The 22651-nt window shown below is 72.2% G+C and carries 20 protein-coding genes; 11 read left to right on the top strand and 9 right to left on the bottom strand.

Features of this window, described 5'->3' with window-relative positions:
* Positions 1-100 precede the first annotated feature (100 nt).
* The 4 genes from ACFQ53_RS05850 to ACFQ53_RS05835 all read right to left on the bottom strand — a co-directional run bounded on the left by ACFQ53_RS05850 (position 101) and on the right by ACFQ53_RS05835 (position 4200).
* Complete coding sequence (locus ACFQ53_RS05850) at positions 101-1063, bottom strand: carbohydrate ABC transporter permease (RefSeq protein ID WP_377856693.1); 963 nt, start codon at positions 1061-1063, stop codon at positions 101-103.
* Complete coding sequence (locus ACFQ53_RS05845; protein WP_377856690.1) at positions 1060-1944, bottom strand: carbohydrate ABC transporter permease; 885 nt, start codon at positions 1942-1944, stop codon at positions 1060-1062. The genes ACFQ53_RS05850 and ACFQ53_RS05845 overlap by 4 nt, the downstream gene beginning before the upstream one ends.
* Positions 1941-3275, bottom strand: a complete 1335-nt coding sequence (locus tag ACFQ53_RS05840) for an ABC transporter substrate-binding protein (protein WP_377856687.1) — start codon at positions 3273-3275, stop codon at positions 1941-1943. The genes ACFQ53_RS05845 and ACFQ53_RS05840 overlap by 4 nt, the downstream gene beginning before the upstream one ends.
* 184 nt (positions 3276-3459) lie before the next feature.
* Positions 3460-4200 carry a GAP family protein gene (locus ACFQ53_RS05835; RefSeq protein ID WP_377856684.1) on the bottom strand — a complete coding sequence of 247 codons (741 nt, stop codon included), beginning with the start codon at positions 4198-4200 and terminating at the stop codon, positions 3460-3462.
* A gap of 103 nt (positions 4201-4303) precedes the next feature.
* Here ACFQ53_RS05835 and ACFQ53_RS05830 point away from each other — a divergent pair, with 103 nt between their 5' ends.
* Positions 4304-5638 carry a sensor histidine kinase gene (locus ACFQ53_RS05830; protein WP_377856680.1) on the top strand — a complete coding sequence of 445 codons (1335 nt, stop codon included), beginning with the start codon at positions 4304-4306 and terminating at the stop codon, positions 5636-5638.
* Positions 5638-6399, top strand: a complete 762-nt coding sequence (locus tag ACFQ53_RS05825) for a response regulator (RefSeq protein WP_377856676.1) — start codon at positions 5638-5640, stop codon at positions 6397-6399. The genes ACFQ53_RS05830 and ACFQ53_RS05825 overlap by 1 nt, the downstream gene beginning before the upstream one ends.
* Positions 6400-6461: 62 nt before the next feature.
* Here ACFQ53_RS05825 and ACFQ53_RS05820 read toward each other — a convergent pair whose 3' ends face one another.
* Positions 6462-7475 (bottom strand): hypothetical protein, encoded by a 1014-nt coding sequence (locus tag ACFQ53_RS05820; protein WP_377856673.1) that lies wholly within the window; start codon positions 7473-7475, stop codon positions 6462-6464.
* 244 nt (positions 7476-7719) lie between these two features.
* Here ACFQ53_RS05820 and ACFQ53_RS05815 point away from each other — a divergent pair, with 244 nt between their 5' ends.
* From ACFQ53_RS05815 to ACFQ53_RS05805, 3 genes are read left to right on the top strand one after another with little or no spacing between them, the layout of a single operon-like run.
* Positions 7720-8901: a MarP family serine protease gene (locus tag ACFQ53_RS05815; RefSeq protein WP_377856670.1), complete on the top strand. Its 1182-nt coding sequence runs from the start codon at positions 7720-7722 to the stop codon at positions 8899-8901.
* The gene (locus tag ACFQ53_RS05810) at positions 8889-9803 is read left to right on the top strand and encodes a phosphotransferase family protein (protein ID WP_377856666.1); all 915 of its coding nucleotides are present in this window, start codon (positions 8889-8891) and stop codon (positions 9801-9803) included. Before ACFQ53_RS05815 ends, ACFQ53_RS05810 begins: the two co-directional genes overlap by 13 nt.
* Before the next feature lie 44 nt (positions 9804-9847).
* Positions 9848-10954 carry an enolase C-terminal domain-like protein gene (locus ACFQ53_RS05805; protein WP_377856663.1) on the top strand — a complete coding sequence of 369 codons (1107 nt, stop codon included), beginning with the start codon at positions 9848-9850 and terminating at the stop codon, positions 10952-10954.
* 72 nt (positions 10955-11026) lie between these two features.
* Here the strand turns inward: ACFQ53_RS05805 and ACFQ53_RS05800 are convergent, their stop codons facing one another.
* From ACFQ53_RS05800 to ACFQ53_RS05790, 3 genes are all read right to left on the bottom strand, one after another.
* Entirely contained in the window at positions 11027-12061 is a 1035-nt protein-coding gene (locus tag ACFQ53_RS05800) for a putative FMN-dependent luciferase-like monooxygenase (RefSeq protein ID WP_377856660.1), read from the bottom strand.
* Positions 12062-12154: 93 nt separating this feature from the next.
* Positions 12155-13645 (bottom strand): amidohydrolase family protein, encoded by a 1491-nt coding sequence (locus ACFQ53_RS05795; RefSeq protein WP_377856657.1) that lies wholly within the window; start codon positions 13643-13645, stop codon positions 12155-12157.
* Positions 13645-14328 carry an FMN-binding negative transcriptional regulator gene (locus ACFQ53_RS05790; protein WP_377856654.1) on the bottom strand — a complete coding sequence of 228 codons (684 nt, stop codon included), beginning with the start codon at positions 14326-14328 and terminating at the stop codon, positions 13645-13647. Before ACFQ53_RS05790 ends, ACFQ53_RS05795 begins: the two co-directional genes overlap by 1 nt.
* A 156-nt stretch (positions 14329-14484) precedes the next feature.
* On the opposite strand from ACFQ53_RS05790, the gene ACFQ53_RS05785 reads away from it, so the two are divergent.
* The 6 genes from ACFQ53_RS05785 (at position 14485) to ACFQ53_RS05760 (ending at position 21900) form a co-directional block, all read left to right on the top strand.
* Entirely contained in the window at positions 14485-16068 is a 1584-nt protein-coding gene (locus ACFQ53_RS05785; RefSeq protein WP_377856651.1) for an ABC transporter substrate-binding protein, read from the top strand.
* Between the two features lie 89 nt (positions 16069-16157).
* Positions 16158-17606, top strand: coding sequence for a M14 family zinc carboxypeptidase (locus ACFQ53_RS05780; RefSeq protein WP_377856648.1), 1449 nt, complete (start codon positions 16158-16160; stop codon positions 17604-17606).
* Complete coding sequence (locus ACFQ53_RS05775; protein ID WP_377856645.1) at positions 17603-18550, top strand: ABC transporter permease; 948 nt, start codon at positions 17603-17605, stop codon at positions 18548-18550. The genes ACFQ53_RS05780 and ACFQ53_RS05775 overlap by 4 nt, the downstream gene beginning before the upstream one ends.
* Entirely contained in the window at positions 18547-19425 is an 879-nt protein-coding gene (locus ACFQ53_RS05770) for an ABC transporter permease (RefSeq protein ID WP_377856642.1), read from the top strand. Before ACFQ53_RS05775 ends, ACFQ53_RS05770 begins: the two co-directional genes overlap by 4 nt.
* 85 nt (positions 19426-19510) lie before the next feature.
* Positions 19511-20107 carry a GbsR/MarR family transcriptional regulator gene (locus tag ACFQ53_RS05765; protein WP_152351349.1) on the top strand — a complete coding sequence of 199 codons (597 nt, stop codon included), beginning with the start codon at positions 19511-19513 and terminating at the stop codon, positions 20105-20107.
* Between the two features lie 2 nt (positions 20108-20109).
* Positions 20110-21900, top strand: a complete 1791-nt coding sequence (locus ACFQ53_RS05760; RefSeq protein WP_377856638.1) for a dipeptide ABC transporter ATP-binding protein — start codon at positions 20110-20112, stop codon at positions 21898-21900.
* 59 nt (positions 21901-21959) lie between these two features.
* Here ACFQ53_RS05760 and ACFQ53_RS05755 read toward each other — a convergent pair whose 3' ends face one another.
* Positions 21960-22646, bottom strand: a complete 687-nt coding sequence (locus ACFQ53_RS05755) for a DUF6226 family protein (RefSeq protein ID WP_377856635.1) — start codon at positions 22644-22646, stop codon at positions 21960-21962.
* Positions 22647-22651 lie beyond the last annotated feature (5 nt).

The raw sequence follows: 22651 nt of genomic DNA, 5'->3' as shown, positions 1-22651 counted from the left end.
CGAGCCAAGAGTGGACACTCTTGGCTCGCCACCCTCACATCTTGGGGTGCAGCGGCGCCACGGCGGCGCCACGGCGGCGCCGCGCGGAAGGCGCCGGGCGTCAGCCCTTGACGGAGCCCTCGGTGAGGCCGCCGCGCCAGAAGCGCTGCAGCACGATGATGAGGATCGCCAGCGGGATCACCGAGAGCAGCGCGCCGCCCACGGTGAGCTGGTAGAACTCCGGCAGACGATCGGTCTGGGCCCGCCAGTTGTTCAGGCCCAGGGTGATCGGGTAGAGCTTCTCGTCGGCCAGCATGACCAGCGGCAGGAAGTAGTTGTTCCAGATCGCGACGAACTGGAACAGCAGGATGGTCACGATCGCCGGCACCAGCTGGCGCAGCACGATGGTGTGGAAGATCCGCATCTCGCTCGCACCGTCCATGCGGGCGGCCTCGAGGACCTCGTCGGGAATGGCCGCGCTCGCGTAGATGCGGGCGAGGAACAGTCCGAAGGGGCTCAGCAGCGACGGGATCAGCACCGACCAGTAGGTGTTGGTGAGCCCGATCTTGCTGAAAACGAGGAACAGCGGAAGCGCGGTCGCTGTGCCGGGCACCAGCACGCCGCCCAGCACGAACGCGAAGATCGCGTTGCGGCCGGGGAACTCGAACTTGGCCAGGGCGTACCCGGCGGCGACCGCGAAGTAGCACGCGAAGACCGCGCCCACCCCGGAGTACAGCAGCGAGTTCAGCGCCCAGCGCGGGAACGCGCCGCCGTTGGCGGTGAGCACATCGCCCAGGTTCGAGAACAGCTGGAAGCTCTTGCCCAGCCAGAAGCCGTTGGTGCCGAAGAGGTCCTCGGTGGACTTCGTGGCGTTGACGATCACCCAGTACACGGGCACCAGGAAGTACAGCGCGACGATCACCAGGATCGCGGTGACGATGATGGTGGTGGTCGGCTTGGTGCCGGCGGTGCGGGACTCGCGGGCCGCCTTGCCGGACTTCGTGCGCGTCGAGGTCGCGGGCGTCGTGCCCGCTCCCCCGGTCGAGTGCGCGGACGATCCCTGCGTCTGCGTCGAGGTGCTCATGACTTCCTCCCCAGACGGTTGGAGATGCCCAGCGCGCCGGCCGAGAGGATGAACGCGGCGAGAGCGATGATGACCGCCTCCGCCGAGGCCATGCCCAGGTCGTTGTACTGGAACGCGTAGGCGTAGGCGGACAGGTTCGGCGTGTACTCCGAGTTGATGCCCGAGCTCATGGTGGAGAGCACCTGTGGCTCGGCGAACAGCTGCAGGGTGCCGATGATCGAGAAGATGATCGTGAGCATCAGCGCCGGGCGGATCAGGGGCAGCTGGATCGAGGTGACCACGCGCAGCGGCCCGGCCCCGTCGATCTTCGCGGCCTCGTAGATGTCACCGGGGATCGCCTTCAGCTGGGCGATGATGATGAGCATGTTGTAGCCGGTGTAGGTCCAGGTCACGATGTTCGCGATCGACCACAGCACCATGTTCGGGCCCAGGAAGTCGACGTCGATGCCGACCCAGCTCAGCGCGTCCACGATCGGGCTGAGACCCGGGACGTAGAGGAAGGACCACAGGATCGTCGCGATCACGCCGGGGATGCCGTAGGGCAGGAAGAAGGCGGCGCGGAACAGGCCCGGCCACCGCGCGCTCGCGCTCTCCAGGAGCAGCGCGAGGATCGTGGAGGCCACGATCATGACGGTCACCTGCACGACGCCGAACAGCAGCATCCGCAGGATCGAGTCGGTGAAGTTCTGGTTGGTCAGCGCCGCGAGGTAGTTCTCCAGGCCCGCGAAGCGGCTGACGGCGCCGTCCTCGCCGACCAGTCCCGTGCGCTGCACGGTCATGAAGGACTGCACGATCGCGATGATGATCGGCAGCACCATGGTGAACAGGAACAGCAGCAGGAAGGGTGCCATCAGCACCCAGGGAGCGCTCTTGCTTCTCATTTGGCGATCTCCACCTTCAGGCCGATCTTGCGCATGATCTCGGCGATGTCGTCCTGGGCCTGCGGCAGCATCTTGGTGAAGGTGCTGGAGCCGCCGACGACGTCGAGCATCCCGTCGCCCAGTCGCGCGTTGATGCGCTGCATGAGGGGAGCCCAGGTCCAGTCGAGGTTCTGGCCCTTGGCCATCGGCTCGATGACATCGACGTTGTAGTTCTGGCCGGAGAAGAACTCGCTGGGCTTCTCGCGGGTCTTGCCGATGTAGTCGGCGGCCGGGGACCAGCCGATGCCCGAATTCTTGATCATGGCGTCGATCCCGTCGGGATCGGTGCACATCCAGCGCAGGAACTCGAGGGCCTCGGCCGGGTGCTCGCTCGTGGACAGGACGGCGGCCGAGGAGCCGCCGAGCCCGCCCGAGGCGTACCCGTCCTTCCAGCGGGGCATGTCGGCCACGGCCCACTTGCCCTTGCCGCCGGGGACGGTCTCGATGAGGGCGTCGCCCCAGGAGCCGCCGATGTAGGAGAGCACGTCCCCGGATCCCGCCGCGGCGTACCACGGGGTCGAGAAGGGGCCGTAGCCGGTGGAGACGAGCTTGTCGGCGAAGATGCCGTCCCAGAAGTCGGCCATCTCCATGGTGGGATCGTCGGCCATGTTCAGCACCCAGGTGTCGTCCTGGGGCTCGAACCAGATCGACCCGCGCTGCATGGCCCAGAAGGTGAGGACGGAGCCGTCGCCCGGGTCAAGCGTCATGATCGTCTTGCCCGCCTTGGAGACCTCCTCGGCCGCCGTGCGGAACTCGTCCCAGGTCTTCGGCGGGGTCAGTCCCAGCTCTCCCTCGAAGACGTCCTTGTTGAAGAACATCGCGCCGGGGCCCGTGTCCTGCGGGACGGCCCACAGGGAGTCGCCGACCTTGATCTGCGCGAAGGCTCCGGGGTCGAAGGACTTCTCGTCGTCGGCGAAGCCGTAGCGGCCGAGCTCCGTGAGCGCGCCGGCGAGGGCGAACTCGGGGACGGCGCGCAGCTCGACCTGGGCGATGTCGGGGCCGCCGCCGGCGGCGACGGCGCTCAGCAGCTTGGCGTAGCCGCCGCTGTCGCCGCCCGGGATCCAGGTGGCGTTGACGGTGATGCGGTCCTGGGAGGCGTTGAACTTGTCGGCGACCTTCTGGAGGTCCTTCAGCCAGGCCCAGTAGGTCAGGGTGACGGGCCCGTCCGACGGAGGGATGACCGCTTCCGCGTTCACCTTCCCGGCGCCGGTGGGGGCACATGCCGCGAGGCCCGCGGCGAGGGCTGCAGCGCCCCCGGCGAGGGCCGTGCGGCGTGGCACGAGCGGTCTCATGGATACTCCTCTTCCTTGCGAAGTCGAGGCCCACATTAGCGCTCGGCGACTATTTGTGGGGCGCCGCACAGAGCCCGGAGTTCCGCATCGGTGGCGCGCAGAGCTTCCGCAGGTCCGCGACCTCGTGATCGTTCACGGCGGGGTGGCATGATTCACACCCGCGGGAGGTCCTCGCCGCACCGCTTCATCCGATGCCGAGCACGTCCAGCACCGTCCCCAGGTTCCGCAGCAGGAGGATGACGCCGACGATCCCGACCACCCACGAGAGCGTCTCGGCGGCGCTGCGGATCGCCCAGTCGTGCAGGCGCTGGAGCAGACGGTCGGCGTGGGCGCCGGCGAGCGCCCGCACGCCCGCGAGCACGAGCCCGGGCAGGATCATCACGGCGCAGTAGCCGACCAGCACCAGCGCGCCGGGCGCGAACCCGAGCCCCATCTGACCGATGATCCCCATCGCTGCGAGGTACGGGAGCATCGACGCCGCCTCGATGATGCCGGCGAGCAGGGCGAGGCTGACGAGGGCCCGTGGCTTCCCTGCCGACTCCCGCACACGCTCGGACCAGCGGCGCGCGGACGCCTCGGGGTCCCCGCCGCGCTTGCGGATCGCCTTCGGGTCGAGGCGGAAGGACCAGGCGAGCAGGCCGGCGCCGATCGCCGCCAGGACAACAGCGACCGCGGGTGTCTCGAGCAGTCCCTGGGCGGACTGCATGAGCGGCAGCAGCCCGGCCAGCAGGACCATTCCGAGCGCGAGGTAGAAACCCCCGATGACCAGGAGGTACAGCACGGTGCGAGCGGCCACGCGCCGTGCTCCGCCCTGTCCGAGGACGAGCAGCATCGCGGGGATCACGAGGGTGCCCACGGACGTCGAGTCGACGAGGGCGAGCACCACCAGTCCGAGCGGGCCCGAGGCGTGGGTCAGAGCTTCCATGGGTTCCAGGCTTCCGGTCCCGCGGGACCGGTGCGTCATCCCTTGGTGCTGGACCCCTCGATCACCGGTGCCGGCCCTCGCCGCGCCGTCTAGCCTCATGGTCATGGATTCCGAGCCCGAGCACGCACCGTGGCTGCCGCGCCGCGATGTGCTCGTCGCGGCGCTCTACGTGGTCGTCGTGGTGGTGCTCGGCAGCATCGGTGGCCTCGGGATCGGCGCCCAGGGTCTGCTGGCGCAGGGGCCGCTGTGGTCGAACGGAGCGTCGATCGCGCTGCTCGTGCCCGCGGCACTCGCGACGGCGCTGCGGCACCGGGCGCCGGCGGTGACCCTGGTCGTGACGGGCACCCTCTCCTGCGCGGAGGTGCTGGGCGGTTCCACGATCGGCGGCTACGTGCTGCTCTTCGAGGCGCTGTGGTCGCCGGTGGCCTACGGGTCCCGGCGCCTGGCGCGCGTGACGAGCGGCGCCGGGGCCGCGATCTCGATCGCGATGATCGCGGTGACCTCCACCTGGCCGCAGCCACGCCCGTCAATCATCGTGGGGCTGCTGCTGATCGTCGTGGTCGTCGGGACTCCTCTCGCCTGGGGCTGGGAGGTGCGACACCTGCATCTGGCGCGGGCGACGGCGGAGCGTCTCGCCTCGGCCGAGCAGGAGCTCGCCGCCGAGCGGGCAGAGCGGGCGGTGGAGACCGAGCGGCGCCGCCTGGCCCAGGACCTGCACGACGTGCTGTCCGGGCATCTCAGCGCGGTCACGCTGCACGCCGGGCTCGCGGCGCAGCTGCCCTCGGCGGACGCGCGCGAGCGCTCCCTCGTCACCACCCGGGACTCGGCACAGGCGGCGCTGCGGGACCTGCGCTCGGTGATCACCATGCTCACCGACGAGAGCGCGGTCCAGCCCGAGGTGACGCTCAGCTGGGATGCGCTCGCGGCGCGACTCGATGCGGGGGCGAACACGGCGGTCGGCGGCGTCGGGGCTGACCGGGCTGACGGGGCTGACGGGGCTGACGGGGCTGACGGGGCTGACGGGGCTGACGGGGCTGACGGGGCTGACGGGGCTGACGGGGCTGACGGGGGCAGTCTCGTGCAGGTCGACCCGGCGGTCGAGGATCCGTCGCGCGTGGATCCGACGCTGCGGGCAGCGCTGCTGCGGATCGGCGCGGAGGCCGTCGCGAACGCCCTCGTCCACGGCCGGGCGCCGCGCCGGCTTCATGTCATCGCGGACGACGACGCCGCCCGCCTGATCTGCACCAACGCGTTCGTCCCCGGCCATGTCCGCGCCGACGACTCCCCGGGGCTCGGCCTCACGACGATGCGCTCGCGCGCCCTCGCCGTCGGCGGATCCCTCAGCGCCGGACCCGACGCCACCGACCCGAGGACCTGGCGCGTCGAGGTCCGGGTCCCGATACGGGACCACTCCCCGCTCACGACGGAGGTCTCCTGATGTCCGACGCCCCCACTTCATCCCCCGCCCGCGAGGAGCCGGAGACGCCGACCCGCGTGCTCGTGGCCGACGACCACCCGGCGGTGCGCGCGGGGCTCGTCGCCCTGCTGGAGGCCGATCCGAGCACCGAGGTCGTCGCTCAGGCGGCCGACGGCGACGCCGCCGTGCGGCATGCACGGGCCCAGCGCCCGGACGTGGCGCTGACCGACGTGCGCATGCCCGGGGCGACCGGCATCGAGATCACGCCGGCGCTGCGCGAGGCCGGTGCGCGGGTGCTCGTGATCTCCGCCTTCGACCTCGACTCGTATGTGCTGGGCGCGCTCGCGGCCGGGGCCGACGGCTACCTCGTGAAGACGGAGGAGCCGCGCAGGATTCTCGAGGCCGTGCACGCCGTGGCCAGCGGTGACGCCGTCCTCTCGCCCGCCGCGACCCGGGCCGTGGTCGCAGCCCTGCGGAGCGGACCGACGGAGGCCTCGTCGACCCCGGCGGGCCCGTCGGGCCTGATGAGCCCGTCGGCCGCCGTGGCCCCGACGACGAGCAACGAGCAGCGCCCGACGCCTAGCGCACCGGGGGTCGAGCTCACGCGACGCGAGGAGGAGGTGCTGCGCCTGCTCGCCCAGGGGCTGTCGAACCAGCGGATCGCGCGGGACCTCGTGGTCGAGGTGACGACCGTGAAGACCCACATCACGCACCTGCTCACCAAGCTGCAGGTGGAGTCGCGCGTGCAGGCCGCGCTGTGGTGGCACCGGCACCGTCGCTGAGATCGGCGCGGCTCGCATGGCCGTCGCCGAGCTCCTGGCGATGTCGGGGCGCGAGCCCCGCGTCACTGACCGGTGCCGGAACCGCCCTGCGCGCCGGACCCTCCGGAGCCCGAGCCGCTGCCCGACCCGGAGCCTGAGCCCGATCCCGAGCCACTGCCCCCGGAGCCGCTGCTCCCGGAACCGCTGCCCGTTCCCGAGCCGCTGCTCCCGGAACCGCTGTCGCCGGAGTCCCCCGAGCTGCCGGACCCGCCGGAGCTGCCCGAGCCCGACTTCCCGGAGTCGCCGCTGTCCCCGTCGGTGCTCCCGGAGCCCGAGGAGTCGTCGCCGCCGAAGGGGTTCCAGCCCGAGGAGTCGTCCGAGTCGTCCCCGGTGGTGCCGTCGCCCTTCTCGGAGTCGTCGGTCGTCGAGGAGTCCCCGGTCGAGTCGTCGTTCGAGGTGGAGCCGTCCCGGGTGGAGACGTGCTCGGTCCCGGTGACCGAGCGCTGGATCTGGCCGGTGCCGGGCGAGAGCTCGGTGCCGACGACCCTCTGGATGCCGAACACCGCGACGATGCCGATCACGGCCATCGCGAGCGCGAGCAGGATGATCCTCGGCGCCCTGGACTTCTTCGCACCCTGCTGGATCTCCGCGCCGTCGGCGCCGAGCGAGGCGGCGCCCGGCGCGGCGTCCTGCTGCGCGGCGCGCCGGCTCGTGCGCGAGGAGTGCGGGAGGTCGTCGATCGAGGACGCGGACGCGCGTGCGCCGGGCTTCAGCGCCTTGACCTGCACCTGCTTGAGTTTTTGCTTGCTGCGGTTCACGGAGTCCGTGTAGAGCGCGAGCGCGGCGGCGGAGACCACGGAGGTCAGGGCCGCGCCGAGCACGGTCCCGGCGATGCCGAGCTGTCCGCCGATCACCGAGGCGGTCGCCGCGGCGGCGCCGCCCGCGACGAGGCCGGAGGGCGAGAGCTTCTTGACCTGCGAGTCCGAATCACCCTCACGGCCGTCGCCGTGCGCGGGCCCGCCGCCCGGTCCGGAGCCTCCGCCCCGGTGGTGATCATCGAGGGCAGGGCGATCCGAGGCATGGGAAGAGGAGGACATGCGCTGAATCTTGCTGCTCTTCGTCAAAGATCGCGACGACGGACCTCACAGTTCGCTGAGAGCCCCCGGAATCACCGTATGACCTGGTGCTTCTTCGACGATGAAGCGCGTCACAGCCCTCCCCCGCGGTCCGATGCGCCACGCCCCCGGGGCCGGCCGGCGACCGGGGCCCGACGACGATCAGCCATTCCTCGCGCGCACCCGGCATCATGGGGGCATCGCGCACGGCTGAGGAGGTGGACCGATGGTCTGGATCGTCGATGTCGTCGCCGTCGTCATCGTGCTGGCCGCGCTCGCGGCCGGACTGCGCTCGGGCTTCGCGGCGACTCTCGGCGCCCTGCTGGGGCTCGCGGCCGGCGCCGCGGCCGCGGTCTGGGCGCTCCCCCACGTCTCCGCGGCGGTGGATCCCCCGTGGCGCACGGTCGCCGTGCTCGGCGCCCTGTTCCTGCTGCTCGTGGTCGGCTGCGGCATCGGCTCGAGCATCGGCGGACTGATCCGTCGGGGCGCAGACCGCATCCACCTGCGCATCCTCGAACGTCTGCTCGGCGGGGTGCTCGGGCTCGTGCTGGGCCTGGTCGTGGTCATGTTCGGCGGCGCAGGACTTGTCTCCGCGGGCATCCCCGGCGTCTCCAGCACGGTCGCGTCCTCGCGGGTCCTGCAGCAGATCGACCGCGCCACACCCGAGCCCGTCGACGACGCCCTCGCCCAGCTGCGCGCGGAGGTCGTCGGCGCCCTGCCCATGCCCACCATCGTGAGCCCGCCGGAGGGACTGAGCGAGGCCGACGTCCCGACGTCGGCCCCCGTCGACCTCGACCAGGCGGACCTCACGCAGGCCGCGCAGTCCGTCGCGCGCGTCTCCGGACCGACGAACGGCTGCGGCACCATCTCCACCGGATCCGGCTTCGTGATCGCGCCCGATCGCATCGTCACCAACGCCCACGTGGTCGCCGGCGTGGAGCATCCGATGGTCGAGCTGCCCGGAGAGACCGCCCGGGAGGGCCGCGTGGTCCACTTCGACGTCGAGAACGACCTGGCCGTGATCGCGGCCGACGTCGACGCCGCCCCCCTGAAGCTCGTCGACACGCTGGACGACGGCACCTCGGCCGTGATCCAGGGCTACCCGCACGGCGGGCCGTTCCGCTCGTCGTCGGCGACAGTGCGCGCCTCGGGCAGCGCCGTGGTGCACGACGCGCACGGCGAGGGCAGCGTGCGCCGTGACATCTACGTGCTGGACGCGGAGGTCGAGCCCGGCAACTCGGGCGGTCCGCTGCTGGACTCGGACGGCGGTGTCGCGGGTGTGGTCTTCGCGCGCGGAGAGTCCGACGACGACGTCGCCTACGCGATGACCAACGCCGAGCTGCTGCCCGTGATCGCGCAGCTCGACAGCGAGACGGAGACCGTGTCGACGGGGGCGTGCACCGCGTGAGCGCCGAGTGCACCGAGGGCGATCTCGACCCGGACCTGTGCCGCTGGCTCGAGCCGCTCGTCGGCGAGGTCGCGCTCGTGCGGCCCCTGGTCGGCGGGATCACCGGCCAGATGCTCCAGCTGCGGCCGGCCTCCGGCGGCGAGGACCTGGTGGTCCGCCGCTGGCGCAGCACGGGCCCGGAGGAGCAGGACCTGGTGCGGCGCGAGGTGACCGGGCTCGAGGCGCTGACCGGCTCGGGGCTTCCCATCCCCCGATTGCTCGCCGCGGATCCCGACGGCAGCGGGTCGGGTCTGCCCTCGACCGTGACCTCGTTCCTCCCGGGCCGCGTGGAGCTCGATCCGCCGGAACTGCGGGAATGGGTGCGGCGGCTCGCGGAGATGCTCGTGCGGATCCACGCCGTGCCCCCGCCGGCGCTCGAGACCTGCGAGTACATGCCCTACGCGCAGCACCCGTGGCTCGTCGCGCTCGGCGACGCCGGTCTCGCCCGCGACGCGCACGAGCTCGCCTCCCGCGCCCCGGACCCGTCGGCCGCAGTGCTCTCCCATGGCGACTTCCAGCACTTCAACGTGCTGTGGGAGGGCACGGACCGACCACGGATCCGCGCCGTCGTCGACTGGCCGACGGCGGGCCTCGCCGACCGCGGTCTGGACGTGGGGCACTGTCGGCTGAACCTCGCCGTGCTCTTCTCGGCCGACGCCGCCATGTGGTTCCTCGACGACTACGAGCAGGCCGCCGGGCTGCACGTCGACCCGGCCGCCGACGTCGAGCAGCTGCTGGGCTTCAGTCTTCAATGGCCAGAGTTCATCCCGATCCAGGTCGCGGGGCGCCGGGCCGTGGACAGACCTGGAATGCCCCGGCGGGTGCAGGAGACGATCAGGCGGACCCTGGATCGGGCAGGATGAGTTCGAGGGTCCCGCCAACCGCCGCCCCCTCCGATGGGAACCCCATGGTCACCGCCGACCCCACGCTCCGCTCCGTCGAGCTGCACCGCCTCGAGACCCGTTACCCCCGCACGATCGGCCGCAATGCGCGCCTCGGCGAGCACGGGAACGGCCCATGGGCCGACGTCGTGGTGATGCGCACGGACAACGGCCGCACGGGATGGGGCCTCCTCGAAGGCCCTCCGGGCGACGTCGACACTCTGATCGGCCGCCGCCTCTCCGATCTCATCGACCCCACGAGCGGCGTGCATGATCCCCGGGACCACTGGGTGGACATCGCGCTGCACGACCTCCTCGGCGTCGTCCTCGACCAGCCGGTCCACGCCCTGCTGGGCGGACGCGGGACCATCGACGTCCCGGTGTACGACGGCGCGCTGTACTTCGACGACCTCGCCCCTCAGCACTCCCCGCGCGGCATCGCGCGGATCCTCGAGGAGTGCCGTGCGGACGCCGCTCTCGGCTACCGCGACGTGAAGCTCAAGATCGGACGCGGCAACCGCTGGATGCCCCGCGCCGAGGGGGACGCCCGCGACGTCGCCGTGACGCGGGCCGTCCGCGAGGCGATGCCCGGGGCGCAGCTTCTCGTGGACGCCAACGACGGCTACGACCTGCCCGGGTTCCTGCGCTATCTCGACGCGGTGGCCGACGTCGGCCTGCACTGGGTCGAGGAGCCCTTCCTCGACGACGCCGACGACCTCGCACAGCTGCGTGCCTGGCTCGACGAGCACTCCCCCGCCACCCTGATCGCCGAGGGCGAGACCACCCCGGACGTGCCGGCGCTGCTGCCTATCGCCGCCGCGGGCAGCATCGACGTGCTGCTCATGGACGTGATGTCCTTCGGCCTCACGCCCTGGCGCCGGCTCATGCCCGAGGTCGAGGCCGCCGGGACCCGGGCCTCACCGCACGCGTGGGGCCAGCCGCTGAAGACCCGGTACGCGGCGCACCTCGCTGCGGGCTGCGGGAACGTCGAGCTCGTCGAGGGCGTGCCCGGCACAGTGCGGGGCGTCGAGGACGCGCTGCTGCGGCCCGTGGACGGGGTGCTGCACCTCGACGACGCGCCCGGCTTCGGCATCCCGCTGCCGGACGCGGAGCATCTGCTTCCTCACGCGTGATCCCGTGGCGCCGGTCCCGGGGCGTGGGCGACGTCGACGAGGCGGGGCGAGTTTCGCCCGACGGCGACGGGATCAGGTCCCTGCGCGCAGGGACGCGGCCGCCTCCGGCCCGGTGGCGAGGCCGAGGCGCGGGGCGACCTCCATAGCCAGCAGCTCGAGGCTGCGCAGGGTCATCTCGTGGGGCGCGGCGATGGAGTGCACCTGGAACGAGACGTCGGTCGCGGCGGGCAGCGTCTCGTCGGCCGCGAGCGTCTCGCAGACCTCCTCGACGGTCCCCACGTGGGTGTCGGTGATGGTCACGAGCTCCTCGATGCTCGCCCCGGCGGCGTCGAATCCGCTCTGGCCCGCGGCGAGCGCGCGCAGCCCGGGCTCCGCGAGGGCGAGGGCGCGGTCGCGGTCCTCGGGGTCCACGACGAGCGCCGTGCGCGAGGCGAGGACCCGCGGGGATGCTCCCTCCGGGAGCGCGCTGCGGTAGGCCTCGATGATGGGCAGCTGGAGCTCGTGGAGGGGCTGGTCGAGGGCGTCCTCGGGGCGCACCTGGGTGCGGGAGAGCATCAGTCCGTCGCCGGCCTCACCGGCGCGTCGGCCGCCGTCGACGGAGAACGTCGCCTGCCAGATGCGCCGGCCGAGGTCCCCGGCGGGCGGGTAGATCCGGGACCCGGTGCCGCGGATCCCGCGGCCGGCGAGCGCGTCCCGCAGCACGTCCAGGTGCTCGGCGAAGAGCTCCCGGCGCCGGGCGGGTTCGCGGCCGAAGGCGGGGAACGACGTGGGTGTGCCGCCGGCGGCGATCCCGAGCTGCACGCGTCCGCCGCTCAGGGCGTCGAGCACGGAGGCGTCCTCGGCCGCGCGCAGAGGATCGTCGATCGGGAGGGTGAGCACGCCGGTGGCCAGTGCGATGTCGCGCGTGCGCTGCGCTGCGGCGGCGAGCAGCACGAAGGGCGAGGGCAGCCCGCCCTCGTGCTCGCCGAAGTGGTGCTGGGCGACCCAGGCGGAGGCGAAGCCGAGCTCGTCGGCCCGGGCGATCTGCTCGAGCGCGAAGCGGTAGCGGTCGGCGGGACCCGCCTCCTCGAGGAGCCGGGTGAACAGTCCCAGGCGGGGTCGGGTCATGGTGCGGGGTCTCCTCTGTGCCGGGGCCGGGTCGGGTCCACCCGAGCATCTCACCCGCGGGCCGTCTGCCGACATCCGAGGCGGCCGCGCGGCTCAGAGCGCGCGGTGCGTCCAGGCCCCCGCGCGGATCGTCCCCAGCACCTCCATGTCCCGCAGCGCCGATGCCGGCACCGCGAGGGGATCCTCGGCCGTGAGCACGAGGTCAGCCGTGTCCCCGACGCCGATCGATCTGCGCCCGTCGGTCGACGCCCTCCAGGCGATCTCCCGCGGGATCCGCTGCTCGGGATGCCAGGCCTCGCGGCGGTCGCGCTCCCGCGTCACCGCCGCCGCCATCGAAATCCAGGGGTCGAGCGGGGCGACGGGGGCGTCGGACCCCAGGCGGAGCCGCGCGCCCGCTTGCACGAGCGAGCCGAAGGCGAAGGCGCGCCCCGTGCGTCCGTTCCAGTGGCGATCGGCGACATCGCGGTCGTCCATCGCGTGCTCCGGCTGGACGCTCGCCTCGACGCCCAGCTCCGCGAAGCGGGGCAGGTCCTTCTCGCTCACGAGCTGCGCGTGCTCGATGCTCCCCCGCGCCCCCGTCTCCTCGAAGATGTCGAGCGCGAGGGCCACCGCGCGATCGCCGATCGCGTGCAGCGCGGGGACGAAGCCGCCGTCGTGCGCCCTGCGGGTGAGGGCGAGCGCCTCCTCGGCGGGCAGCGCGCGCAGTCCGTGGTCCGTGCCGTCGGCGTCGTAGGCGTCCTCGACCCATGCCGTGCGGGTGCCGAGCGACCCGTCCAGGACCAGCTTGAACGGCCCGACGGTGAGCAGTCCCTCGGTGCCCTCGACGGCCTCGCCCGTCCGCAGTCCGTCGCGCAGCGCGCGCTCCAGGTCGCGGGGATAGATCCCGGAGCGCACGCGCAGAGTATCGGCACCGGCCGCCATGCGGCGCTGCCAGGCCTCGATGCCGAAGCCCATCTCCAGGTCGACGACGCCGACCACGCCGCGCTGCGCGGCGTCCCGGACGGCCTCGCGGATCCAGCCGTCCAGGGTCTCCTCGGGCACCCGGGACAGCTGCCCGGTGGCGTCGAAGGCATCGGCCTCCCGCAGCACCCCGTCCTCCGGGAGGGGCCTGCCGAGCCCGCGCGCGAGCAGGTCCAGGGCGGGGCCGTTCGCCCAGACCGTGTGCAGATCGTGGCTGATCGCGACCGCCGGCCGGTCGGGCACGGCGGCGTCCAGGAGGGCCCGCTCCGCGCGATCGGGCCACACCCCGTCTCGGAAGCCGTGCCCGATGAGCACCGGGTCCCGGTCGCGGTCACCGCTCCCTGCCGCGGCGGCCATGGTGCGGACGAGCTCGGCCGCGCTCGCGCACGCGGAGACGTCGATGCGGCGCCGCGCGAGGGACCACTGGTCCATGTGCGTGTGGTGGTCCCAGAGGCCGGGGCCCACCCAGGCGCCGCCTGCCGCGACGACCTCGTCGTCGGCGCGCGCCGCGAGCCCGCCGGCCGGTGCGATCTCCTCGATGACCCCCTGGACGATGCGGAGGTCAACCGGCGCCGCGTCGGCCCCGATGCGACGCACCTCCTGCAGCAGCGTCGGCGTCGGCATCAGTCCTCAGCCCGATCCGACGAGGGATCCTGCGGGGCCGACCGCTGCGAGTTCGGCTCCCCGTGCTCGCGGACCATCTCGGCGGCGAGCGCCGGGTTCTCGTAGGGCCCGGGTGCGCGCAGCGCCCGGATCACGGACTCGATCACCGCGGGTTCCTTGTCCTGGCTGAGCTTGGCGCGGGCGTCGAAGCGCCGGACCCGCACGCGGATCCCGACGGTCCCGCGTGCGATGCCCCTCGCCCTCTCCTCGTCGATCTGCAGGGAGACGGGGTGGGGCATGCGCTGCTCGAAGTGGTCGACGAGCCGGGAGAGCACGGTGAAGTTCTCCTCGTCCGAGAGGATCTCGGGCGTGCCCCAGAGGTGGGCGGTGACGTGGTTCCACGTCGGGATGAACTGATCGGGCGGGTACCAGCCCGGCGAGACGTACCCGTGGGGGCCCTGGATGATCACGAGCACCTCGTGGCGGCCCAGCTCATGGGCCTCCTCGTCCGGCCGGCCGACGTGGCTGACGAGGCTGATCCCGTCCCCCGGGTCCTCGCCCTCGGCCGGCTCCTCGAGCAGGAAGGGGTAGTGGGAGGCGACCAGTCCCGAGGCGGGCGAGACGATCGTCGCCCAGGGGTTGCCGCGGATCAGGCGGCGCACCTCGTCGGGATCCGTCAGCAGGTACGAGGGTGTGTGGCGCATGACCGACACGTTCCCACGAGGTGCTCGCCGCCGCCGCTCCAGCAGATCACGATTCTATAAACTTTCACTATTCACTGAGACTTGAAAGAACTGCTCCCATACGGTCGACCCACGTCGCCCCCGAGCGGCGGTCGAGGACGACCCACCGGAGGAACCATGCGCAGAGGAGCAGCGCTCACGCTCATCGCTTGGGCCGCGACGCTCACGCTGATCACCGGGTGCTCCGTGGGCACGCCGCAGCACAGCGACCCCGACGGCTTCGTGTTCGCGACCGGCGAGCCCGACCACCTCACCCCCGGCCGGCAGACCGTCGCCTACGACCAGATGCGGGCGCTGTTCTCCCCGCTCGTGTCCGTCGACGACGAGGGCACGGTGCACGGGGTCGCCGCGAAGAGCGTCACCAGCGACGACAACGTCACCTGGACCATCACCCTGCGCGACGGCTGGACCTTCCAGAACGGCGAGCCCGTCACGGCCGAGAGCTACGTGAAGGCCTGGAACTACGTCGCCTACGGCCCCCACGCCTGGGAGGACTCCGGCCAGCTCGCCGGCATCACGGGGTACGCGGATCTCAATCCCGAGTCCGGGAAGCCGACGACGAAGACGATGAGCGGACTCCACGTCACGGGCGAGCACACCTTCACGGTGACGCTCACGGGTGCGGACAGCTCCTTCCCTCTCCAGCTGACTTCTTCGCAGACCGCGTTCTTCCCGATGCCCGAGGCCGCCTACGACGACCTCGACGCCTACGACCGCAAGCCCGTCGGCAACGGCCCCTACGCGATGACCGGGGCATGGAAGCCCGGCGGCGAGTTCACCGTGCAGGCCTGGGACGGGTACCGGGGCGAGGCGCCCCGGACGCAGCGCGTCACCTTCCGCAGCTACCAGGACCAGAACACCGCCTACACCGACGTGCTCTCCGGCAGCGCCGACGTGCTCACCCTGCCCGCGGAGAAGATGACCAGCGCGTCCGCGGACTTCGGCGACCGCCTGCACACCTACGACGCCGCGGGCATCGACTACCTCGGCTTCCCCCTCTGGGACGAGCGCTACGACGACCCCCGCGTCCGCGAGGCGATCTCCATGGCGATCGACCGCGACGCCGTGAACAAGGCGTTCTTCGGCGGGCTCTACGAACCGGCCACCTCCCTCACGCCGCCCAGCATGATCGGGGCGAAGGAGGGCGTGTGCGGGAAGTACTGCGAGTTCCATCCCGAGGACGCGAAGGCCCTGCTCGCCGAGGCCGGCGGCTTCGACGGCACGATCACCCTGGTCTACCCCGGAGGCGCCGGCCTCGACGCCCTCTACCAGGGGTACGCGAACCAGATCCGCCAGAACCTCGGCGTCGAGACCGTCGCGAAGCCCACCACGGACTTCGCCTCCTTCAACACCGAGCTCGTCGAGAAGACGGTCGACGGACCCCACTTCGGCCACTGGGGCGCCCTCTACCCGAGCCAGCAGGGGACCCTGCGCGCCCTGCTCACCCCCACCGGGGGCTGTGCGCCCTGCACCGGCTACTACCAGGACGACGACGTGGACACCCTGCTCGCCCGCGCGAGCGGGGCCGACGACGAGGACGAGGCCGCCGACTACTACGCGAAGGTCCAGGACGCCGCCTTCGAGGACTTCCCCATCGTCCCCACGTTCTTCGACAAGTACTCCTACGTGACCAGCGAGAAGATCACCGACCTGCCCGACGTCCGCGGCGACGTCGCGATCGCGGAGGTGACCGTCCGATGACCCCGCCGACCCCGCGTCGCAGCCCGGGCCCCGAGACCACGGCCGAGGCAGCCCACGAGCCGTCGGCCGTCCGACGAGAGGAAGCATGCATGTCCCACCCGGCCACCGACCCGCACGAGGGAGCGCCCCTGCGCGCACCGCAGATCCTGGATCTGGTCCGGACCCTCCCCGACCACAGCGGATTCCCCACCGTCGACGAGCTGCACGAGAGCTTCGAGGCCCTCGCGCGCAGCACGGATCGCGTGGGCCGGCGCCGCATCGGGACCAGCCGGCTGGGCGAGCCGATCCACGAGTTCGTCGTCGGCGACGGACCCCACCAGGCGGTGATCGTGGGCGGCGTCCACCCCAACGAGCCCATCGGCTCGTGGACCGCCCTGCACCTCGCCGAGATGATGCTCGAGGACGACGGCCCCGCGGAGGCGCTCGCGACCACGTGGCACATCGTTCCGACCATCGACCCTGACGGCATGCGGCTGAACGAGGACTGGTTCGCCGATCCCTTCGACCGCTCCCACTACTCGCGGCACTTCTACCGGCCGGCCCCGGACAGCCAGGTCGAGTGGACCTTCCCCACCGACTACAGGGACGCCTACTTCGACACGGTCCTCCCCGAGACGCTCGCGCTCATGCGACTCATCGACGACGTGCGCCCCGACCTGCTGGTCACCCTGCACAACGGGGAGATGGGCGGGGTCTACTACTACCTCTCCCACGACGAGCCGGAGCTGATCGCCGACCTCCACGCGATCCCCGACGCGCTCGGCCTGTCCCTCGACACCGGCGAGCCCGAATCGCCGCACCTGCGCACGCTCGCGACCGCGGTGTTCGCCATGGACCACATCTCCACGTACTACGAGTACCTCGAGTCGATCGGCCTCGATCCGGCGCCGCAGATCCGCGGCTCCTCCTCGGCCTCCTGGGGCGCGCGCCACGACGCGCTGTGCCTGGTCGCGGAGCTCCCCTACTGGACCCACCCCGACGCCGGCGACGAGACGCCCACCTCCGAGCCCTACCGGGACCTGGTGCTGCGCACCGCCGAGACGATGGGCGCCTCCGGCGAGGCCCTGCAGCAGATCCTCGACGAGGCGGAACGGCACCTGAGCCTGCGGACCCCGTACCTCGAGGCCTCCCGGGCGTTCGTCCCGATGCTCGGGGCGATCGCGGAGACCGACCGCCGCCGGGCGCCGCTCGAGCCGGCCGAGCGGCGGGCGACCGTCGCCGAGCAGTTCGCCTGCGAGGACCTGGTGCGCTGCTTCCGCCTCCGCTACGGCGGGATGCTGCTGCAGGCGATCGAGGCCGAGACCCGGGCGGGCATCGCCCCCGCTCCCCTGCGCGCGCTGCGTGAGCGGATGGCCGCCCTGTACGAGGAGTGGCTGGCCGACGCCGCCACCGAGGCGACGCCCATCCCGATGCGCACCCTCGTCGGCGTGCAGCTCGGGGCGGTGATCGCGGGCGCCGCGCACGTGGCCGCGACGCGGCCGACGCGGGACGCGCCGTCGGCCGATCTCCCCGTCCCCGGCGACGGCGGCGCGTCATGAGAGGCGCGCTGCTGGTCGCGGCGCGCCGGATCGGGACGCTGGTGATCGTCTTCCTCGGCGTCACCTTCCTCATCTACGTGATGACCTTCGCGCTGCCCGGCGATCCGATCCGCGCGCTCGGCGGGGACCGTCCGCTGAGCGACGCGACCGTGCACACCCTGCAGGCCCGCTACCACCTGGACGAGCCGCTCTGGCAGCGTTACCTGCGCTACCTGGGAGGCCTCCTCCACGGCGACTTCGGCACCGACTTCAACGGCGTGTCCGTCGGCGAGCAGATGGCGCAGCGCTGGCCGGTGACGATCGTCCTCGCGCTCACCGCCTGGGTGATCGAGGTCGTGGCGGGCATCGCCCTCGGCGTCGCCGCCGCGCTGCGCCGCGGGAGGGCCGTCGACCGGGCGGTGCTGATCTCGACGATCACGGTCGCCGCGATCCCCGTGTTCGTGCTCGGCGTCTCGCTCCAGCTCGTGTTCGCGGTGCGCCTGCACTGGTTCCCCGTGGCGGGCACCGCTCAGGGCTGGCCCGTGTCCTTCCTGCTGCCCGCGCTGGTCATCGCCCTGTTCGGGCTCGCCTCCGTCTCCCGCCTCACCCGGGCCTCGGTGATCGAGACCCTCGCGACCGACCACATCCGCGCGGCCACGGCGAGCGGCCTCTCGCGCCGACGGATCATCGGCGTGCACGTGCTGCGCAACTCGCTGATCCCGCCGGTGACGTACCTGGCCACGGACCTCGGACTGCTCATGGGCGGGACCGTCATCGTGGAGGGGATCTTCAACGTGCCCGGCATCGGCAACCTGCTGTTCCAGGGGATCCGCTCCCACGAGGGCGCCACGATCGTCGGCATCTCGACCGCCCTGATCCTCGTCTTCCTGCTCACCAGCCTGCTCGTGGACGGCCTCCACGCACTGCTCGACCCGCGGATCCGCACCAGGGGGACGACGTCATGACCAGCTTCGTCCGCGCCACCGACGCCCCCGTGCGCCACCGGGTGCTCTCCCCCGCCCTGCGCCGGCCCGGGGTGATCGTCCCCGCGATCCTGCTCGCGCTCATCCTGCTGATCGCGATCGCCCCGGCCCCGTTCGCGGGGCTCTTCGGGCACGGCGATCCCCGCTTCTGCGACCTCACCCGCAGCGGCGCCTCGCCGACCTCCGGCCACCCCTTCGGCTTCGACGTCCAGGGCTGCGACGTCTACGCCCAGGTCATCTACGGGGCGCGCACCTCGATCGGCGTCGCCGCCCTCACCACCGCGCTCGCGGGGATCGTCGCGATCGTGGTCGGGACCGTCGCGGGCATGAGCGGGGGCTGGGTCGATTCGGTGCTCTCGCGCCTGACCGACGTGTTCCTCGGCTTCCCGTTCCTGCTGGGCGCGGTGGTCGTGCTGAACACCGTGGGCACGCGCTCGGTGCTCACGGTCTCCCTCGTGCTCGCCCTGTTCGGATGGCCGACGATGGCCCGGCTCGTGCGCGGCTCGGTCCGCGCCGTCGCGCGCTCCGAGTTCGTCTCCGCGGGACGCACGATGGGGCTCTCGCCCTGGTGGATCGCCACCCGGTACGTGCTGCCCTCCTCACTCTCGCCGCTGCTGGTGCTCGCCACCATCACCGTGGGCAGCGTGATCGTCGCCGAGTCCTCTCTCACCTACCTGGGCATCGGCCTCCAGGCCCCGGCGATCACGTGGGGTCTGCAGCTCTCCGCGGCGACCGGGCAGTTCCTCTCCGCCCCGCACATGCTGGTCTTCCCCTCCCTGTTCCTGGTGGTCACGGTGCTGACCGTGACCACGCTCGGGGAGACCCTGCGAACCCTGCTCGAACCGGCCCACGGATGAGGGCGGGCGGAATGAGAAGATCCGGAGCACGGCCCGCGGCACTCCCCCGCAAGGCCGACGACCCCGGACGGATGGAGGAGAGAGCATGGCCGAGGACCGCAGCGATCCGCGCAGGAGCACCGAGGACGCGCAGGAGCCTGCCGAGCACGACGTGTACCTCGACGCCGATCGCCAGGGCTTCGTCGAGGACCTCGCCGTGATGATGAACCACGCCGCAGGGCTCCCGCTCACCGACGGCCGCGTGCTCGGCTATCTGATGATGACCCAGGCCGACCACACCTCCTCGGCGCAGCTCGCGCAGGGCCTGCAGGCGAGCTCGGGGGCGATCTCCATGGCCACCCGGCGCCTGGTGGAGTCGGGCTTCGTCAAGCGGCACGTGATCCCCGGGGACCGCCGCCACTACTTCCGCACCGAGACGGACGTCTGGGGCAGCTGGCTCGCGACCGAGCGCCGCTACCTCGACCGCCAGCGCGACGTGATCGCCCGCGGCCTCGCGACCACCGATCCCGACGACCCGGCGGACGCCCCCGTCCGCGAGCGCCTGGAGAACGGGCGCGACTACATGACCTGGCTCCAGGGGCATCACCGGGCGATGCTCGCGGAGTGGGAGGCGTTCAAGGCCGAGCGCCGCAGCGGGAACCGGAAGAAGCGCTCCCCGACCACCCACGAGGAAGAGGACTGACCATGAGCACGAGGCCGGACGCGTTGGAGCACGGCGACGAGGACTCCGCGGCGGTCCTGGAGATCGCGGATCTCCGGGTGCGCTTCGAGACCGACGAGGGCGAGGTCCTCGCGGTCGACGGGGCGTCCTTCGAGGTCCACCAGGCGGAGGTCGTGGCCGTGGTCGGCGAGTCCGGCTCGGGCAAGTCCATGACCGCGATGTCGATCCTCGGCATCGCTCCCGAGGACGCCCGGATCACCGGCTCGATCCGTGTGCGCGGCGGCGAGGACCGCTTGGTGGAGGTGCTCGGCGACGGTCCCAGTCCTCTGCCCGAGCTGCGGGGCCGACGGGTCTCGGTGATCTTCCAGGACCCCACGGCCTCGCTCGACCCGGTCTTCAGCATCGGCTTCCAGCTGGCCGAGGTGGTGCGACGCGCCGCCCCCGGGACCAGCCGCCGCGAGGTGCGCGAGCGCAGCCTCGAGCTCCTGCGCGAGGTCGACATCCCGGACCCGGAGGGCGCACTGCGCAGGTACCCGCACCAGCTCTCCGGCGGGCAGTGCCAGCGCGTGATGATCGCGATGGCGCTCGCCTCCCGACCGGACCTGCTGATCGCCGACGAGCCGACGACCGCCCTGGACGTCACCGTGCAGGCGGAGGTCCTCGACGTGCTGCGCCGCCTGCGGGAGTCGACGGGCACGGCGGTGCTGCTCATCACCCACGACATGGGCGTCGTGGCCGACCTCGCCGATGCGGTGGTCGTGCTCAAGGACGGGAAGGTCGTCGAGCAGGGGCCCGTACGCGAGGTGCTGGGCTCCCCGCGCGAGGAGTACACGCGCACTCTGCTGGAGGCCGTGCCGCGCCTCGAGATCGACGAACGGCCCGGGCGGGAGCCGGCTCCGCATCGCGAGACCGGGGGCGAGGACCCGGGGACGACCGCGGGCCCGTCCCAGGGCGCGACCGGGGACTCACACGACGGCGCGGACCGCGCGGAGTCGGCGGGTGACCTGGAGACAGCGCTCTCGATCCGCGATCTCTGCGTCGACTACGGACGCGGCGCGCGCCGGTCGCGGGCGGTCGACGGGGTCGGCCTGGATGTCGCGCCCGGCGAGATCCTGGGCCTGGTCGGCGAGTCCGGGAGCGGGAAGACCACCATCGGCCGTGCGATCGTCGGCCTGGTGCCGGTCGCGCAGGGCTCGATCCTCGTCGAGGGCCGCGATGTGGTCACCGCGGGCCGCGTCGAACGCCGCGCGATGCGCCGGCGCGTGGGCGTCGTGTTCCAGAGCCCGCGCTCCTCCCTGAACCCCCGGTACACCGTGGAGCGGACCGTCACCGAGCCACTCGTGAAGATCCTCGGGCTCTCGGGCGAGCAGCTCGAGGAGCGCACCTCACGGCTGCTCGCGGGCGTCGGCCTCGACGACTCCTGGCGCCACCGCCGCCCGCACCAGCTCTCCGGCGGCCAGTGCCAGAGGGTCGCGATCGCCCGCGCGCTCGCCCTCGATCCCGCCCTGCTGATCGCGGACGAACCCACGAGCGCCCTCGATGTCTCCGTGCAGGCGCAGGTCCTCGACGTCTTCCGGGAGCTGCAGGAGTCCCTGGGCTTCGGGTGCCTGTTCATCACGCATGACCTCGCCGTCGTCGACCAGCTGTGCGGTCGCGTGGCGGTCATGCGCTCCGGAGCGCTCGTAGAGACGGACGGCAGCGCCCGGGTGCTACACGATCCGCGCGAGAAGTACACCCGGCGCCTGATCGCCGCCGCCCCGGTGGCGGACCCGGACCGGCAGGCCGAGCGCAGGGCGCGGCGCGCGGCTGCGTGAGGGGACGCCCCGGGACACGGACGCTGGAGATGACGTCGGGACGCCGTTCCTCGCGCCCACTAGTGAGACGAAGGATCGAAGGTGATCGGCCCGCACTTCGAGAGCGGAGTCCAGTCCTCCGCCCATGGCCCGGTCGAGATCACCATCGAATCGCGCGGCCGGAGACCCCCGGTGCCGCACGATGCACCGAAGCTCGAGCGCTGGCGATAGCCGTGCCGGCTGAACTCGAGCTCGAAGGATCCGTCGACGATGGAGAGCACCCGCTGGTCGAGGTGCCTCAGAAACTCCGCCGATCCGTCGTCGCACGCATCGCATCCGCACTGGGGCAGCAGCCGGGTCGCGGCAGCGGGGTCCCCGACGCCGATCTCAAGGCCGGGGAAGCGCTCTTCGCTCTCCGTCTCGGCGAGCGCCAGGGCCCGGGCACCAGGGCGACGGGGAGTCAGCCATCGTGTGCGCACCGGAGTCCCACCGGGTTCGGCCAGCCAACGCTCGCGCTCCTCGCCCGTGGCGATCTCCTGCTGCGCCCAGTCGCGGGCGGTGAGCACGCGCGCCCAGGCACCGGCGCGGGTCCACAGAATCCGATAACGGTCCTGGTCGGTGACGCGTTCGTACTCCTCCTCCGACGGGTTGCGGTCTCGCCCGTCGGCTCCGAGGTGAGGATCGGGCCATTCCTGCGCGTCACCTCCCATCTCGACGAACGCGCGCTGCACGTCGTCGAGGAGCGCGAGCAGTGCTGCCGGATACATGTCGG

Origin of the sequence: Brachybacterium sp. NPDC056505, from assembly GCF_042794925.1 — a bacterium.
Taxonomy (GTDB): Bacteria; Actinomycetota; Actinomycetes; order Actinomycetales; family Dermabacteraceae; genus Brachybacterium; species Brachybacterium kimchii.
This window is presented reverse-complemented; position numbering and strand designations above follow the sequence as displayed.